The organism is Streptomyces sp. GC420 (assembly GCF_009916105.1).
Taxonomy (GTDB): Bacteria; Actinomycetota; Actinomycetes; order Streptomycetales; family Streptomycetaceae; genus Streptomyces.
In genome coordinates this window covers 1-17128 of record NZ_JAAAXQ010000157.1, presented here as the reverse complement: position 1 = coordinate 17128, position 17128 = coordinate 1, and the positions used below count along the sequence as shown (strand labels likewise).

The window sequence follows — 17128 nt, the reverse complement described above, 5'->3', positions numbered from 1 at the left end:
GGGTATCAACATATCTGGCGTTGACTTTTGGCACGCTGTTGAGTTCTCAAGGAACGGACGCTTCCTTCGTACTCACCCCAGAACACTCTCCGAGGCTTTCCTCCGGGCGCTTCCCTTCGGTGTTTCCAACCTTACCAGATTCTTTTTCCAGTCCGTTTCCGGTCTGGATTCCGTTTCCGGCGCCCCGTTGGAATGGGCTTTGCCCTTCGGCGGTTCCGACATTATCAGATTTCTCTGGGCCGGATTTCCGCCTGTCCGGGTGGTCCCCAGGCACGTGACCGAGCCGAGTTCCCCGTCAGGCGGAGCCGTAAACGTACTGGAGCCCGGCTCCCCGATGCAAATCGGGGAGCCAGGCTCCGTGCGGGACCTGAGTCCGCGTCAGACCTCGACGACCACCGGCAGGATCATCGGACGCCTGCGGTAGTTGTCGGATACCCACTTGCCGACCGTACGGCGGACCAGCTGCTGGAGCTGGTGTGGCTCGACGACGCCGTCCTGGGCGGACCGGTTCAGGACGTCGTGGATCTTCGGGAGGACGTCGTCGAACGCGCCGTCGTCGATGCCGGAGCCGCGGGCCTGGATGTGGGGACCACCGGTGATCTTGCCGCTGCTGGAGTCGACCACGACGAAGATCGAGATGATGCCCTCGTCGCCGAGGATGCGGCGGTCCTTGAGGGAGGTCTCGGTGACGTCGCCGACCGAGAGGCCGTCGACGTACACGTAGCCCGCCTGGACCTTGCCCACGATCTTGGCGCGGCCTTCGACCAGGTCGACGACCACGCCGTCCTCCGCGATGACGATGTGGTCCTTCGGCACGCCCGTCAGGGCGCCCAGTTCGGCATTGGCGCGCAGATGGCGCCATTCGCCGTGGACCGGCATCAGGTTCCTGGGCCTGCAGATGTTGTAGAAGTACAGCAGTTCGCCGGCCGAGGCGTGTCCCGAGACGTGCACCTTGGCGTTGCCCTTGTGGACCACGCTGGCGCCCCACCGCGTCAGGCCGTTGATCACGCGGTAGACCGCGTTCTCGTTGCCCGGGATCAGCGAGGAGGCGAGGATCACCGTGTCGCCGGGGACGATCCTGATCTGGTGGTCGCGGTTGGCCATGCGGGACAGCGCGGCCATGGGCTCGCCCTGGGAGCCCGTGCAGACGAGGACGATCTCGCTGTCCTGCAGGTCGTCGAGCGTCCTGACGTCCACCACCAGCCCGGCCGGAACCCTCAGGTAGCCCAGGTCCCGGGCGATACCCATGTTGCGCACCATGGAACGGCCGACGAAGGCGACACGGCGGCCGTACTCGTGGGCGGCGTCGAGGATCTGCTGGATGCGGTGCACGTGGCTGGCGAAGCTGGCCACGATGATCCGCTTCTGTGCCCCCGCGAAGACCGTGCGCAGCACATTGGAGATCTCACGCTCCGGCGGGACGAAGCCGGGGACCTCGGCGTTCGTGGAGTCGGCGAGGAGCAGGTCGATGCCCTCCTCGCTGAGCCGCGCGAAGGCGTGCAGGTCGGTGAGGCGGTTGTCCAGCGGAAGCTGGTCCATCTTGAAGTCGCCGGTGTGCACGACCATGCCGGCCGGGGTGCGCACGGCGACTGCGAGGGCGTCGGGGATGGAGTGGTTGACCGCGATGAATTCGCAGTCGAAGGGGCCGATGCGCTCCCGCTGTCCCTCCGCCACCTCGAGGGTGTAGGGACGGATGCGGTGCTCCTGGAGCTTGGCCTCGATGAGGGCGAGGGTCAGCTTGGAGCCGATGAGCGGGATGTCGGGCTTCTCCCTGAGCAGGAAGGGCACGCCCCCGATGTGGTCCTCGTGGCCGTGCGTGAGCACGATGCCCTCGACGTCGTCGAGGCGGTCCCTGATCGAACTGAAGTCCGGCAGGATGAGGTCGATTCCGGGCTGCTCGTCCTCGGGGAAGAGCACGCCGCAGTCGACGATCAGCAGGCGGCCGCCGTACTCCATCACTGTCATGTTGCGGCCGATCTCGCCGAGGCCGCCGAGCGGGGTGATGCGCAGGCCGCCTTGAGGCAGCTTCGGCGGAGCGCCGAGTTCTGGATGCGGATGACTCAAAAGACTCTCCTCACCACGCGCGCCACGTGCCGTCTCGGCACGTGGCGCGTGTGACAGTCGTGCACTTGCAGTTGTTGGTCGGTATTCAGTTGTGAAATCCGAAGTCTGTACTTACAGCTGTACCCCGCCGGCGGCCAGATCCCGCTTGAGCTGCTCGGTTTCCTGCGCGGAGAGCTCCACCAGGGGCAGGCGCAGCGGCCCGGCCGGGAGGCCCTGGAGGGCGAGGGCGGCCTTGGTGGTGATCACGCCCTGGGTGCGGAACATGCCGGTGTAGACCGGGAGCAGCTTCTGGTGGATCTCGGCGGCCTTGGTGACGTCCCCGGTGAGGTGCGCCTCCAGGAGGGCACGCAGCTCCGGTGTGACGAGGTGGCCGACGACCGAGACGAAACCGACGGCTCCGATGGAGAGCAGCGGCAGGTTGAGCATGTCGTCCCCGGAGTACCAGGCGAGGCCGCTCTGGGCGATGGCCCAGCCGGCCCGGCCGAGGTCGCCCTTGGCGTCCTTGTTGGCCACGATGCGGGGGTGCTCGGCAAGGCGTACGAAGGTCTCGGTGTTGATCGGGACACCGCTGCGGCCGGGGATGTCGTAGAGCATCACGGGCAGGTCGGTGGCGTCGGCGATCGCGGTGAAGTGCCGGTACAGCCCCTCCTGCGGGGGCTTGTTGTAGTACGGCGTGACCGCGAGGAGGCCGTGGGCGCCCGCCTCCTGGGCGGCGCGGGCCAGCGCGACACTGTGCCGGGTGTCATTGGTGCCGGCACCTGCCACGACATGGGCCCGATCGCCGACCGCCTCCACAACGGCTCGTACGAGCTGGGCTTTCTCCGCGTCGCTGGTGGTCGGGGACTCGCCGGTGGTGCCGTTGACGATCAGGCCGTCGTTGCCCGCGTCGACGAGGTGGGCGGCGAGCCGCTGCGCGCCGTCGAGGTCGAGTGCGCCGTCCGCCGTGAAAGGCGTGACCATGGCGGTGAGGACCCTCCCGAAGGGGGTCTGCGGAGTGGAGGTCGGTGCCATGGGGACCACGCTACTCGTTACAGACGCCCAGGTGATGCCCCGGGGGACGTGAGAAGCGGCCTACCACGTCCCGGAGGTGGAGCCCGGCACTGCCTGCTCGGGGGTTCAAGCAGTGCCGGGTCCCTTTGATCAGCCTAGATGAACTTCTCGAAACGCCGCAATACGGACACCTCGCCCCGAATGCCCGTACATCAGTGCACGGGCCTTGCGGGACAAGGGCACCGGGCCCTTACGGCGCCACCCGGCCGTTCGCGTTGAAGGCGGCATGGGTGAGGGGCATCAGCCTCGCCCACTCCGCCTCCATCAGCTCACCGACCATCTCGATCTCGCGCTGCGGGAAGGACGGCACCCTGGCCAGTTCGTGCTGGGTGCGCAGGCCGAGGAAGTGCATCAGCGAGCGCGCGTTGCAGGTGGCGTACATGGAGGAGTAGAGGCCCACCGGAAGGACGGAACGGGCCACCTCGCGGGCGACCCCGGCCGCGAGCATCTCCTGGTACGCCTCGTAGGACTGCCGGTAGGAGTCCGACATCACCCGGCCGGTCAGCTCGTGCTGCGCCTGGGTGCCCTCGACGAAGACGTACTTGCCGGGGCGGCCCTCCTGGACCAGCTTGCGGGACTCGTCGGGAACGTAGAAGACCGGCTCGAGCTCCCGGTAGCGCCCGGACTCCTCGTTGTACGACCAGCCGACACGGTGCCTCATGAACTCGCGGAACACGAAGATCGGCGCGTTGATGAAGAACGTCATCGAGTTGTGCTCGAAGGGGCTGCCGTGGCGGTCCCGCATCAGGAAGTTGATCAGGCCCTTGGACCGCTCCGGATCCTTGGCGACCTCTTCGAGGGACTGCTCACCGGCGGTGGAGACGCGGGCGGCCCACAGCACGTCCGAGTCCTGCGCGCTGCTCCTGACCAGCTGCACGGAGACGTCACTGCGGAACTTGACGGGGATGTCGGGGGTGTCGGGAGCGGTCACCAGGGGCCCTTCCTGTAGGTGCTCGGGAGGCCCGCCCAGCCTATGCGCTCGAACGGGGGCCGCCCGCGGCGGGCGTCCCCTGATCACCAGCAGCACGATCTACCATAGGACGAGCTTTTCTACCAAGAGAGGGACACGAATGAACACTCGGGACGAACGGGTGCCGTTCGCATTCGTCGCCGAGGCCGACCGTTTCCGCAGCAATGTGGTGCCGCCTCCCCGTGAGCGCGCCGCCGTTTCGCAGATCCTCGGACGTACGCTGGTCGCGCTCACCGTCGTCGCGGGACTGGTCGGGTCCCTGCTGCTCGGGATGCCGGCGCTCAGCACCGACCAGACACCGGCGGGCAACCAGCAGTCGGAGGCCTCGGTCCGCCGCTGACGCGGACCCACCCCCTGAGGTGGCCGCGCCGCGCCACCCTCGGTAGCCTCACCGGGCACAGCCCGACCGAGCGTGCGTTTGAGTGAGGAACAGTCGTGCCCCTGCCCTTTCTGACCGCCGACCGCGGATTCGACCAGGCCACCGACGACGTCGCGCTGCCGCACGCGGATCCCGACTACTGGCGCCGGCCCTACAGGCCCGGCCCCTGGCGCGTGGGCGGCGCGGCTGTCCTGCTGCTCCTGGCCTCGTTCGTGATGCTGGCCGCGACGGCCATCGCCCTCACCACCGAGCCCTCCTCCGCCGTCACCGTGATGGCTGGGGCGGCCGTGGTGATCGTGGTCGCGCTGCGCCTGCTGCGGATGGGTACCTGGGTGAGCCGGCACGGTCTGCGGCGTGTGGGCTTCCTCCGGACCGTGACGGTGCCGTGGGCGAAGGTTTCGGCCATTCGGACCGTGCAGCAGCCGGTCCGCTGGCTCGGACTGCCGCGCACGGTGCAGGGTCAGGCCCTGGTCCTCGTGACGCGCGGCGGCGGGGCGGAACTGCCCGGGCCGCTGCTGACCGACCACAACGCCGACTTCCTGGCGCGCTCCGAGGCCTTCGACCGGGCGGCGGACTCGGTGGAGGCCTGGGCCGCGGAGTACGCCGGGCGCTGAGCCCGCCCCGGCCGCCCCACGGGCCTCAAAGACCTCGGGGGTCCCAAGCCGCCCGCCGTGCGGGTCCGGGCGCGCACCGGCCCGCACGGGGCCCGCACCCCGGCCGCTCCGCCCGGCGCGCGCCACGTCCCGGTCCGCACCACGTCCCGGTCCGTGACGCGTCCCGTCCCCGGTCAGGCGCGGACGGGCCTGCCCTCGTGCAGCGCGATGGCCCGCTGCATGGCCTTGCGGGCGCGCGGGGTGTCACGCGCGTCGTGGTACGCCACCGCGAGCCGGAACCAGGAGCGCCAGTCGTCCGGGTTCTCCTCGGTCTCGGCGCGACGCCTCGCGAAGACCTCGTCGGCCGACTCGCGGTCGATACGGCCGCCCGGGGTGCGCTTGAGTTCGTCCACGGGCAGTCCGCCCTCGGCCTCCAGTTCCCGCGCCAGGCGGTCCGCCTTGCGGGCGAACTGGGTGGTGTGCCAGAGGAACCAGGCGCCGATGAGCGGCAGGATCAGCACGGCCGCTCCGAAGACGACGGTGACCGCGGTGCCCTCCCTGATGAGGAGGACGCCGCGGCTGCCGACGAGCAGGAAGTAGCCGACCAGGGCGGCCGCGAGGACGAAGTACGTGATCTTTGCGCGCATCGCTGTTGCCGTCCCGCTCAGCCCAGGTCCAGGAAGTGTTCCAGGCCGAAGGTGAGGCCGGGAGCGTCCACCACGCGGCGGACGCCGAGCAGGATGCCCGGCATGAAGCTGCTGTGGTGCAGGGAGTCGTGCCGGATGGTGAGGGTCTCGCCCTCGCCGCCGAGGAGAACCTCCTGGTGGGCGAGGAGGCCCCTCAGGCGCACGGCGTGGACGGGCACCCCGTCGACGTTCGCGCCGCGGGCGCCGTCCAGGGCGGTGACGGTCGCGTCGGGCTGCGGCGGGCAGCCGGCCCGCTCCCGGGCGGCGGCGATGAGCTGCGCGGTGCGGGTGGCGGTGCCGCTCGGGGCGTCCACCTTGTTGGGGTGGTGCAGTTCGACGACCTCGACGGACTCGAAGTACCTGGCGGCCTGCTCGGCGAACCTCATGGTGAGTACGGCGCCGATGGAGAAGTTGGGGGCGATCAGGACCCCGGTCCGCGGGGACGCGTCGAGCGAGAGGCGCAGCTGCGCGAGGCGTTCGTCGGTCCAGCCGGTGGTGCCGACGACGGCGTGGATGCCGTGGCGCACACAGAAGTCGAGGTTGCCCATCACGGAGGCCGGGGTGGTCAGCTCGACGGCGACCTCGGCCCCGTTGTCGACGAGGGTCTCCAGTTTGTCGCCGCGGCCCAGCGTGGCGACGAGTTCCATGTCCTCGGCGGCCTCGACGGCTCGTACCGCTTCCGAGCCGATGCGGCCCTTGGCTCCGATGACGGCCACGCGCAGCTTGCTCATGTTGGTTCCTTAAGGCGGTGAGGGCTCAGGCGACGGATTCGTGCAGACGGGCGGCCTGCTTGTCCTTCAGCGGGCCGATGACGGACAGCGAGGGCCGCCGTCCCAGTACATCGCGGGCGACCGCGCGTACGTCGTCGGGGGTGACCGCCGCTATGCGGGCGAGCATCTCGTCGACCGACATCTGGGAGCCCCAGCACAGTTCGCTCTTGCCGATCCGGTTCATCAGCGCGCCGGTGTCCTCGAGGCCGAGGACGGTGGAGCCGGAGAGCTGGCCGACGGCCCGGGAGATCTCCTCGTCCGTCAGTCCGTGCTGGGCGACGTGGTCGAGTTCGTCGCGGCAGATCTTCAGTACGTCGTGGACCTGGGAGGGCCGGCAGCCGGCGTAGACGCCGAACAGCCCGCAGTCGGCGAAGCCCGAGGTGTACGAGTACACGCTGTAGGCGAGGCCGCGCTTCTCCCTGACCTCCTGGAAGAGGCGGGAGGACATGCCGCCGCCGAGCGCGGTGCTGAGCACGCCCAGCGCCCAGCGGCGGTCGTCGGTGCGGGCGAGGCCCGGCATGCCGAGGACGACGTGCGCCTGCTCGGTCCTGCGGTCGAGGAGGTCGACGCGGCCGGCCGTGCGCAGCGGCTTGGTGCCCTCGCGGGGCGCGAGGGGCTCGGCGTCCGTGCGGGTGAGCGCGCCGGCCTTCTCGAAGGCGGCGCGGACCCGGCGTACGACCTTGGCGTGGTCGACGTTGCCCGCGGCGGCGACGACCAGGTGGGTGGGGTCGTAGTGCTTCCTGTAGAAGCGGCGGATGCGGTCCGCGGTGAGCGCGTTGATGGTGTCGACGGTGCCGAGGACCGGGCGGCCCAGCGGGGTGTCGCCGAACATGGTGTGCGCGAAGAGGTCGTGGACGCAGTCACCGGGGTCGTCCTCGGTCATCGCGATCTCTTCGAGGATGACCCCGCGTTCGGCGTCGACGTCCTCCTGGAGGATCAGCGAGCCGGTGAGCATGTCGCAGACGACGTCGATGGCGAGCGGCAGATCGGTGTCCAGGACCCGCGCGTAGTAGCAGGTGTACTCCTTCGCCGTGAAGGCGTTCATCTCGCCGCCGACCGCGTCGATGGCGGAGGAGATGTCCAGGGCGGAGCGGCTGCGCGTGCCCTTGAAGAGGAGGTGCTCCAGGTAGTGCGTGGCGCCGTTCAGGGTGGGCGTCTCGTCGCGGGAGCCGACGTGCGCCCAGATGCCGAAGGTCGCGGAGCGCACGGAGGGCAGCGTCTCCGTGACGACGCGCAGGCCGCCGGGGAGGACGGTCCTGCGGACCGTGCCGATGCCGCCCTGTCCCTTGATCAGGGTCTTGGTACGGGGGACGGCCCGCCCCTCCGAGGAGGTGCGGGCCGTCGCCTGAGGACGGGGCGTCACTGGGCCGCTTCGTCCTTCTTCTCGTCCGCGGACTCTTCCTCGCCCTCGATCACGGGGATGAGGGAGAGCTTGCCGCGCTGGTCGATCTCGGCGATCTCCACCTGGACCTTCGAGCCCACCGCGAGCACGTCCTCGACGTTCTCCACGCGCTTGCCACCGGCGAGCTTGCGGATCTGCGAGATGTGCAGCAGGCCGTCCTTGCCGGGGAGCAGGGAGACGAAGGCACCGAAGGTGGTGGTCTTCACGACCGTGCCCAGGTAGCGCTCGCCGACCTCCGGCATGGTCGGGTTGGCGATCGAGTTGATCGTCGCGCGGGCGGCCTCGGCCTGCGAGCCGGCCTGGGCGCCGATGTAGATCGTGCCGTCGTCCTCGATGGTGATCTCGGCGCCGGTGTCCTCCTGGATCTGGTTGATCATCTTGCCCTTGGGGCCGATGACCTCGCCGATCTTGTCCACGGGGATCTTGACGGTGATGATCCGCGGGGCGTTCGGGGACATCTCGTCCGGCGTGTCGATGGCTTCCATCATCACGTCGAGGATGTGCAGCCGGGCGTCACGGGCCTGCTTGAGGGCCGCGGCCAGGACGGAGGCCGGGATGCCGTCCAGCTTGGTGTCGAGCTGGAGGGCGGTCACGAACTCCTTGGTGCCGGCGACCTTGAAGTCCATGTCGCCGAAGGCGTCCTCCGCACCGAGGATGTCGGTGAGGGTGACGTAGTGGGTCTCGCCCTCGATCTCCTGGGAGATCAGGCCCATGGCGATGCCGGCGACCGGGGCCTTGAGCGGCACACCGGCGTTCAGCAGCGACATGGTGGAGGCGCACACCGAGCCCATGGAGGTCGAGCCGTTGGACCCCAGCGCCTCGGAGACCTGGCGGATCGCGTAGGGGAACTCCTCGCGCGTCGGCAGGACCGGGATCAGGGCGCGCTCGGCGAGGGCGCCGTGGCCGATCTCGCGGCGCTTCGGGGATCCGACGCGGCCCGTCTCGCCAGTGGAGTACGGCGGGAAGTTGTAGTTGTGCATGTACCGCTTGCGGGTCACCGGGGAGAGGGTGTCCAGCTGCTGCTCCATGCGGAGCATGTTGAGGGTGGTGACGCCCAGGATCTGGGTCTCGCCACGCTCGAACAGCGCGGAGCCGTGCACCCGCGGGATGGCCTCGACCTCGGCGGCGAGTGTACGGATGTCCGTCACGCCGCGGCCGTCGATGCGGACCTTGTCCTTGATGACGCGCTCGCGGACCAGGGTCTTGGTCAGCGAACGGTAGGCCGCGGAGATCTCCTTCTCGCGGCCCTCGAACTGCGGGAGCAGCTTCTCGGCGGCGAGCGCCTTGACGCGGTCCAGCTCGGCCTCGCGGTCCTGCTTGCCGGCGATGGTGAGCGCCTGGGCGAGCTCGTCCTTGACAGCGACCGTGAGGGCCTCCAGGACGTCGTCCTGGTAGTCAAGGAAGATCGGGAACTCGGCGGTGGGCTTGGCGGCCTTCGCGGCGAGGTCGGCCTGCGCCTTGCACAGCACCTTGATGAAGGGCTTCGCCGCGTCGAGACCGGCGGCGACGACCTCCTCGGTCGGCGCCTCGGCGCCGCCCTTGACGAGCTGGATGGTCTTCTCGGTGGCCTCGGCCTCCACCATCATGATCGCGACGTCGCCGTCCTCCAGGACGCGGCCCGCGACCACCATGTCGAAGACGGCGTCCTCGAGCTCGGTGTGGGTGGGGAAGGCCACCCACTGGCCGCTGATCAGCGCGACGCGGACGCCGCCGATCGGGCCGGAGAAGGGCAGGCCGGCCAGCTGCGTGGAGGCGGAGGCGGCGTTGATGGCGACCACGTCGTAGAGGTGGTCGGGATTCAGCGCCATGATCGTCGCGACGACCTGGATCTCGTTGCGCAGGCCCTTCTTGAAGGACGGGCGCAGCGGGCGGTCGATCAGGCGGCAGGTGAGGATGGCGTCCTCGGAGGGGCGGCCCTCCCGGCGGAAGAAGCTGCCGGGGATCTTGCCGGCGGCGTACATCCGCTCCTCGACGTCCACCGTGAGGGGGAAGAAGTCGAGCTGGTCCTTGGGGTTCTTGGAAGCAGTGGTGGCCGACAGCACCATGGTGTCGTCGTCCAGGTAGGCCACGGCCGAGCCGGCGGCCTGACGGGCCAGCCGGCCCGTCTCGAAGCGGATGGTGCGGGTGCCGAAGGTACCGTTGTCGATCACGGCTTCGGCGTAGTGGGTCTCGTTCTCCACCAGGAATATCTCCTCGTCGGCGTCCCCTGCCCGTGTGGCACGGGGACGGTGTCCGGAGGAGCACCGCTGTGCGGGCCGGTCTTCGATCGAAGCACCCGGGGTGCATGTGCTCCGGGGGCCACTACCGAGGACCGGCGGCGGATGGGCGCTCCGTCCTCGTTCTGTATGTCGTTGTTGGGACCAGACTACAAAGGTTCGGCCATCGTCACGACGGCTGAAGCGTCCGGTCCCTTACGCCGGTGTCGGCGGACGCGCACGATCGGCGTGCGCGCCGCTGTGCGGCCATGTGCCCGGCGGGCCGGGCGGTCATTCGTGTGCGTGCCGGCCGCGCGGGCCGCCACGGCGTGACGTCATGAGCTGTCATGTTCCCGTCGTGCGCCGGCCGGCGGTCAGGTTTCCCGTGCCGTCGCCCGCGCCGTGTCCCGCGCCGCTCGCGTGAGCCGCTCCGCGTGACGTGCGTACGGTTCGTGCCGGTTCACGCATACGGCAAAGGGAGCGGCCCCCAGTTCCGGGAACCGCTCCCTCCACGGCGTCTTACTTGGCACCACCGGCGGCACCGCGGCGGATGCCCAGGCGGTCCACCAGCGCGCGGAAGCGCTGGATGTCCTTCTTCGCCAGGTACTGCAGCAGGCGGCGGCGCTGGCCGACCAGCAGCAGCAGACCACGACGGGAGTGGTGGTCGTGCTTGTGGGTCTTGAGGTGCTCCGTCAGGTCCGAGATGCGGCGGGAGAGCAGCGCGACCTGAACCTCGGGGGAACCGGTGTCACCCTCCTTGGTGGCGAACTCGGACATGATCTGCTTCTTCGTGGCTGCGTCGAGCGACACGCGGTACTCCTCGGGTATTCGTTGCCGCCGAGTGCCCCTGGTCTGCTTCTCAGGGTGTCTTCCGTGACTCGGGAGGCGGGGATCCGCTGGGCGCAGTCCCCAGGATGGACCGGGGACGCGTACACAAACGGCCGTCACACAGCGTACCAGGGTGTGGGCGGTCGGCTTACCGGCGGTCGTACCGCGAGGATACGGGGCCTTCCCGGCGGCTCGGGAGGTCCTCGGACGGTCGCGGCCCTCGGGTGCCCGAGGAGGGGTCAGGAGGTCCCCGAGGAGGGGTCAGGAGGTCAGGGCGCGGATGGAGTGGTAGACGTCGAAGACCGCCAGGCACAGCGGTACGAGCGTCAGCAGCACGAAGGACTCCGCGATCTCCAGGAACCGCCCCCAGAACGGGGTGACACCGGTGCGCGGCACGATCAGCGCGATGGCCGTGATCAGCGCGGCGACCAGCGTGATCGCCGCAGCGAGCCAGATGACGCGCAGGTCGAGTGCCCCGCTGTCGCCCCGCAGGGCGGCCCGTACGACTCCCTCCGGCGGGTTCAGGGCCAGCCCGAGGCCCAGCAGCACCAGAGAGGCCAGTCCCGCCGCCAGGGCGCAGCCGACCTGCGCCGTGTAGCGGAACAGACTGGCGCGCATCAGCATGGCCACGCCGGACGCGAGGGCCAGCAGCTGCGCCCACACGTCGTCGGAGAAGCCGAGCACCGCCGAGGCGCCCACGACGAGCAGCGCGCAGCCGCCCACCAGGCCGACCAGCAGTTCGTGGCCGCGCCTGGCCCGGACCGCGATGCGTTCGGCGTCGACGGGGGCCGGTCCGGTGCCCGGCTCGCCGCCGGGGCCGGTCCTGTGGTCGCCGACCGCGGCCCGGGGCGGCTCGAAGCCGATCGGCAGGCGCGCGAAGCGGGTCGACAGACCGGGCAGGAAGGCGAGCGCGCCCACGGCGAACGGGGCGCAGGCGGCCGCCGTCTCGACCGGCTCCAGGCCGGTGAGTATCGCCGTGAAGGTGACCAGCAGCCCGACGGCCGAGGCGAAGACGAACGCCACGAACGGGCCGTCGCCGCCGGGAGTGACGATCATCAGGAAGAGCGAGGCGACCAGGACCGCGGCGCAGGCGAGCAGGAACTGCAGCCTGCCGATGCCCTGCCCCTCGGGCAGCGGCAGCAGCCCGGTGGCGGCGACCGCGATGTTCGCCAGCGCCCCGGTGCCGAGGGCGACCGACGAGCCGCGGTCGTCGTACACACGGGCCCGTACGGCCGCGAGGGCCAGCAGCAGGACGCCCGCGACGGTGGCCAGCACGCCCGGCAGGCCGTGCATGTCGTGACCCGGGTCGGCGGTCCACAGGACGAAGCCCAGCAGCACCAGCAGGACCGAGCCGCCGAACAGGCCTGCGCCCCGCAACAGGGACTCGTTCCACAGGGTGCGGTCACGGGTGACGGCGGAGGCGACGGCGTCGGAGACATCGTCGAACACCGCCGGGGGCAGCGACTCGGCGAAGGGGCGCAGCGCCAGGAGTTCGCCGTCCAGGATGCGCTGCGCCAGCAGCGAGCGGGCGCCGTCGAGCACGGTCCCGTCACGGCGTACGAGGTGGTAGCCGACCGGGGCGCCCGCCGCGGGCGTCTGCCCGGACAGGCGCAGGATCTCGGGGTAGAGGTCGGCGACGGGAATGTCGTCGGGCAGGGCGACGTCGACGCGGCCGTCCGGCGCGACGACCGTGACCCGGCAGAAGCCGGTGCCGCTGCCGGACAGTGCGCCGGGGACCGGTTGGCCGGTCGTGGCGCCGCTCGCCTGTGCGGTCATGCTCACGTGTCGTTCCCCCTCGTGCTCACCTGCTGCTCCCCCTCATGCTCACCTGTCGTTCCCACTCGCCGCTCAAATGCCTTCCCGGGCCGTTCCTCCCCCGGTGAACCTCCTGGGTGCGAACGGTGCGGATCGGGTGGACCTCTTGGATCACGGACGGGCCGAGCGCCTCGAATGACCCCGTATTTCCGGGGATGTTCGCGGCTGCGTACACCGGCCGCGCCACCCTACCGCCAACCCGGAGGGCCCTTCGCAAGTAGGATCCCTGACCGCGGACGGAGCCAGTCGCCACGGGGGCGCCGATAGGAAGTACTCCGTCCGGCAAGGGAATTGGTGTGCTGTGAGCCAGATCGTCGTGAAGCGCCCGCCCCGGGCGCTGCCGTCCGAAGTGCCCACCGATCCGGTGCAGTTGCAACCTCCGCCCGAACTGCCGCGCGGGCAGCAGGAAGGCGCGCTGATGCAGCTCCTGCCGATGCTCGGCATGGGCGGGTCGGTCGTGTTCTTCTTCATGACGCCCAACCCGATCATGCGGATCATGGGCATGATCATGATCGCGTCGACGATCGCCATGGCCATCGCCATGCTGGTCCGCTACCGGCGCGGCACCCAGGGCCAACTCGCCGACATGCGCCGGGACTACCTGCGCTACCTGTCGCAGACCCGCAAGCACGTCCTGCGCACCGCGCGCCTCCAGCGCGACGCGCAGTTCTACTTCCACCCGGCTCCCGAGCAGCTGTGGGCGCTGGTCGCCGAGGGCAGCCGGGTGTGGGAACGGCGCGTCGGCGACGACGACTTCGCCCAGGTGCGCGTCGGCCTCGGCAGCCAGCAGCTCGCCGCGCCGCTCATCGAGCCGGAGACCGCGCCCGTCGACGCTCTGGAACCGCTCACCGCGGGCGCCATGCAGCACTTCGTCGCCGCGCACAGCACCCTGGACGGGCTGCCGATGGCGGTCTCGCTGCGCGCCTTCTACCACCTGACCGTCAGCGGAGAGGCGGAGTCCGTGCGCTCCGCGGTGCGCGCGATGCTCGGCTCGCTGGCCTCCCTCCACTCTCCCGACGACCTGGTCGTCGCCGTCGCCGCCGGGCGCGAGGAGGCCGCGCACTGGGAGTGGGCCAAGTGGCTGCCGCACTGCCAGGCACCGGGCAGCACCGACGGCGCGGGCAGCCGGCGCCTGATCACGACGGACGCCTTCGAACTCGAGGAGCTGCTGGCCGGACGGCTCGACGGCCGCCCCCGCTTCCAGCCGGGAGGCCAGCCGCTGCTCGAGCAGCCGCACATCGTCGTCGTACTCGACGGCGAGGGAGTACCCCCGACCTCGCCGCTCGCCTCCGCCGAGGGCCTGCAGGGCATCACCGTCATCGAGGTCGTGCCGGGCGACCACCACGGCCCGCGCGGCGGGCTCTCCATCGACGTGCACCCGGACTCGCTGCGGCTGGAGTCGGGCCACGGACTGGTCTACGACGGCGTACCGGACCGGCTCTCGTACGAGGCCGCGGAGGCACTCGCCCGCCAGCTGGCGCCGCTGCGCATGGCCGGCGGCGGCGACGACGAGGAACCGCTGCTCGCCAACCTCGAGTTCACCGATCTGCTGAACCTCGGCGACGCGTCCTCGGTCGACGTCACCCGCACCTGGCGGCCACGCTCCCAGGCCGAACGGCTGCGCGTTCCCATCGGCGTCGGCGAGGACGGCACGCCCGTCATGCTCGACCTCAAGGAGGCCGCGCAGGAGGGCATGGGCCCGCACGGTCTGTGCGTCGGCGCCACCGGCTCCGGCAAGTCCGAACTGCTGCGCACACTCGTCCTCGGACTCGCCGTCACCCACTCCTCCGAGACGCTGAACTTCGTCCTCGCCGACTTCAAGGGCGGCGCGACCTTCGCGGGCATGGCGCAGATGCCGCACGTGGCGGCCGTCATCACCAACCTCGCGGACGACCTGACGCTGGTGGACCGCATGGGCGACTCCATCCGCGGCGAACTCAACCGCCGCCAGGAGATGCTGCGCGACGCCGGCAACTACGCCAACGTCCACGACTACGAGAAGGCACGCGCGGCCGGAGCGGCGCTGCAGCCGCTGCCCTCACTGGTGCTGGTCATCGACGAGTTCAGCGAACTGCTAACCGCCAAGCCCGACTTCATCGAGATGTTCGTGCAGATCGGGCGCATCGGCCGTTCGCTGGGCGTGCACCTGCTGCTGGCCTCGCAGCGCCTGGAGGAGGGCCGGCTGCGCGGCCTGGAGACGTATCTGTCGTACCGCATCGGTCTGCGCACCTTCTCCGCCGCCGAGTCGCGCGCGGCGCTGGGCGTGCCGGACGCCTACCAGCTCCCCAACGTGCCCGGCTCCGGCTTCCTGAAGTACGGCACCGACGAGATGGTGCGGTTCAAGGCGGCGTACGTGTCCGGGGTGTACCGCTCCTCGTCGCAGCGGGCCGCCGTCGCGGGCGGACCACTGCCGGTGGACCGCAGGCCGGTGCGGTTCACCGCCGCGCCCGTGCCGGTGAGCCACGTCGAGCCGGAGGCCGTGGCGCCCGTGCCCGGCGCCCGGCCCGGGGAGGACGACGCGCTGGCCGACACGGTCCTCGACGTGATCGTGCGCCGGCTCGAGGGGCGCGGCGCCTCCGCGCACCAGGTGTGGCTGCCTCCACTGGACAACCCGCCCACCCTGGACGAGCTGCTGCCCGGCCTCGCCGGCGTGGAGGGCCGGGGACTGACCCGGCCGGGCTACGAGGGCGCCGGACGGCTCGTCGTACCGCTCGGCGTGGTCGACAAGCCATTCGAACAGCGCCGCGACACCCTCTACCGGGACTTCTCCGGCGCGGCAGGCCACATGCAGATCATCGGCGGGCCGCAGTCCGGCAAGTCGACGCTGCTGCGCACCCTGATCGCGGGCTTCGCCCTCACGCACACACCCCAGGAGGTCCAGTTCTACGGCCTGGACTTCGGCGGCGGCGGCATGTCGTCGGTCTCCGGGCTTCCGCACGTCGGCGGTGTCGCCTCACGTCTCGACCCGGAGCGGGTGCGGCGCACGGTCTCCGAGGTGTACGGCATCCTGACCCGGCGCGAGGAGTACTTCCGCAGCGCGGGCATCGACTCCATCGCCACCTTCCGCCGGATGCGGGCACGCGGCGAGATCTCCGCCGCCGACCAGCCGTGGGGCGACGTCTTCCTGGTCGTCGACGGCTGGGGCAGCTTCCGCTCCGACTACGAGGGCCTCGAACCGGCCGTCGTCGACATCGCGGCGCGCGGACTCGGTTACGGAATACACCTGGTGCTCACGGCCTCGCGGTCCATGGAGGTCAGGGCGAACCTCAAGGACCACCTGATGAACCGCCTGGAGCTGCGGCTCGGCGACACCATGGACTCCGAGATCGACCGCAGGGTCGCCGTCAACGTGCCCACCGGCGTACCGGGGCGCGGCCTCACTCCCGAGAAGCTGCACTTCATGGCCGCCGTACCGCGCATCGACGGCATCAACTCCGACTCCGACCTGTCGGAGGCGACCGCCGCGATGACCCAGGAGGCCGCCCGGCACTGGACCGCCCCCGGCGCGCCCGCCGTGCGTCTCCTGCCGCGCGAGCTGCCCGCTCCGCGTCTCCCCGCGGGCCACACCCACCCGGAGCGGGGCGTCGCCTTCGCCATCGACGAGAACAACCTCGAACCGGTCTTCGTCAACTTCGACCAGGACCCGTTCTTCCTCGTCTTCGGCGAGAGCGAGTCCGGCAAGTCCAATCTGCTGCGGCTCCTCATCAAGCAGCTCACCGAGCGCTACGACGGCGACTCCTGCAAGCTCTTCGTCATCGACAACCGGCGCTCGCTGCTGGACGCCACGCCCGCCTCGCACCTGGCGGAGTACGTCCCCATGTCCAACAACATGGATCACCACATAGAGGCCCTCGCCGGTCTGATGAAGCGCCGCACGCCGGCCCCGGACGTCACCGCACAGGAGCTGCGCGACCGCAGTTGGTGGCAGGGCCCCACGGTCTACGTCGTCGTCGACGACTTCGACCTCGTGTCCACGTCCAGCGGCAACCCGCTGGCCCCGCTGACCGAGTCGCTGCCGTTCGCCCGCGACGTGGGCGTGCGCTTCATCATCGCCCGCAACACGGCGGGCGCGGGCCGCGCCCTGTACGAGTCCTTCATGCAGCGCATCCAGGAACTCGGCGCCCAGGGCGTCGTCCTGTCCGGCAACCCGGGCGAGGGCGAGGTCCTCGGCAGCGTCCGGCCGCGTCCGATGCCGCCGGGACGCGGGATCTTCGTGTCCAGGCGGCGGGGGAACCCGCTGGTGCAGACGGGTCTGATGGAGTGAGGCCGGCGCACCGCGCGGGCGCCGGGGCGGACGGGGACCAGAGGTGACCTGGGACGAGTCGGAGCGCCTGAAGGCCGAGGCCGTGCGAAGGCGCGCGGACGACGGGTGGGGC

The 17128-nt window shown here is 70.5% G+C and carries 12 protein-coding genes; 3 read left to right on the top strand and 9 right to left on the bottom strand.

Annotation, left to right across the window (positions count from 1 at the left end; translation table 11 throughout):
- Positions 1-378: 378 nt before the first annotated feature.
- From GUY61_RS20045 to thyX, 3 genes are all read right to left on the bottom strand, one after another.
- Positions 379-2064 carry a ribonuclease J gene (locus tag GUY61_RS20045; protein ID WP_166631585.1) on the bottom strand — a complete coding sequence of 562 codons (1686 nt, stop codon included), beginning with the start codon at positions 2062-2064 and terminating at the stop codon, positions 379-381.
- 111 nt (positions 2065-2175) lie between these two features.
- Positions 2176-3075: a 4-hydroxy-tetrahydrodipicolinate synthase gene (dapA, locus tag GUY61_RS20040; RefSeq protein WP_166631584.1), complete on the bottom strand. Its 900-nt coding sequence runs from the start codon at positions 3073-3075 to the stop codon at positions 2176-2178.
- Positions 3076-3304: 229 nt separating this feature from the next.
- Entirely contained in the window at positions 3305-4045 is a 741-nt protein-coding gene (thyX, locus tag GUY61_RS20035; RefSeq protein WP_166631583.1) for an FAD-dependent thymidylate synthase, read from the bottom strand.
- Positions 4046-4184: 139 nt separating this feature from the next.
- Between thyX and GUY61_RS20030 the strand changes: the two genes are divergently transcribed.
- Together GUY61_RS20030 and GUY61_RS20025 are read left to right on the top strand one after the other, a co-directional pair.
- Complete coding sequence (locus GUY61_RS20030; protein ID WP_166631582.1) at positions 4185-4424, top strand: hypothetical protein; 240 nt, start codon at positions 4185-4187, stop codon at positions 4422-4424.
- 95 nt (positions 4425-4519) lie between these two features.
- Positions 4520-5077, top strand: a complete 558-nt coding sequence (locus tag GUY61_RS20025) for a hypothetical protein (RefSeq protein ID WP_166631581.1) — start codon at positions 4520-4522, stop codon at positions 5075-5077.
- Between the two features lie 173 nt (positions 5078-5250).
- Here the strand turns inward: GUY61_RS20025 and GUY61_RS20020 are convergent, their stop codons facing one another.
- The 6 genes from GUY61_RS20020 to eccD form a co-directional block, all read right to left on the bottom strand.
- Entirely contained in the window at positions 5251-5703 is a 453-nt protein-coding gene (locus GUY61_RS20020; protein ID WP_166631580.1) for a tetratricopeptide repeat protein, read from the bottom strand.
- A 17-nt stretch (positions 5704-5720) separates the two neighbouring features.
- Positions 5721-6473 carry a 4-hydroxy-tetrahydrodipicolinate reductase gene (dapB, locus tag GUY61_RS20015; RefSeq protein ID WP_166631579.1) on the bottom strand — a complete coding sequence of 251 codons (753 nt, stop codon included), beginning with the start codon at positions 6471-6473 and terminating at the stop codon, positions 5721-5723.
- A gap of 25 nt (positions 6474-6498) precedes the next feature.
- The gene (locus GUY61_RS20010) at positions 6499-7875 is read right to left on the bottom strand and encodes a pitrilysin family protein (RefSeq protein WP_166631578.1); all 1377 of its coding nucleotides are present in this window, start codon (positions 7873-7875) and stop codon (positions 6499-6501) included.
- Positions 7872-10094 carry a polyribonucleotide nucleotidyltransferase gene (locus tag GUY61_RS20005; protein WP_166631577.1) on the bottom strand — a complete coding sequence of 741 codons (2223 nt, stop codon included), beginning with the start codon at positions 10092-10094 and terminating at the stop codon, positions 7872-7874. The genes GUY61_RS20010 and GUY61_RS20005 overlap by 4 nt, the downstream gene beginning before the upstream one ends.
- Positions 10095-10628: 534 nt before the next feature.
- The gene (gene rpsO, locus GUY61_RS20000; protein ID WP_166631576.1) at positions 10629-10919 is read right to left on the bottom strand and encodes a 30S ribosomal protein S15; all 291 of its coding nucleotides are present in this window, start codon (positions 10917-10919) and stop codon (positions 10629-10631) included.
- Between the two features lie 279 nt (positions 10920-11198).
- Complete coding sequence (gene eccD / locus GUY61_RS19995) at positions 11199-12713, bottom strand: type VII secretion integral membrane protein EccD (RefSeq protein ID WP_166631586.1); 1515 nt, start codon at positions 12711-12713, stop codon at positions 11199-11201.
- Positions 12714-13053: 340 nt separating this feature from the next.
- Here eccD and eccCa point away from each other — a divergent pair, with 340 nt between their 5' ends.
- Positions 13054-17016, top strand: a complete 3963-nt coding sequence (eccCa, locus tag GUY61_RS19990) for a type VII secretion protein EccCa (protein ID WP_166631575.1) — start codon at positions 13054-13056, stop codon at positions 17014-17016.
- Positions 17017-17128: the final 112 nt, after the last annotated feature.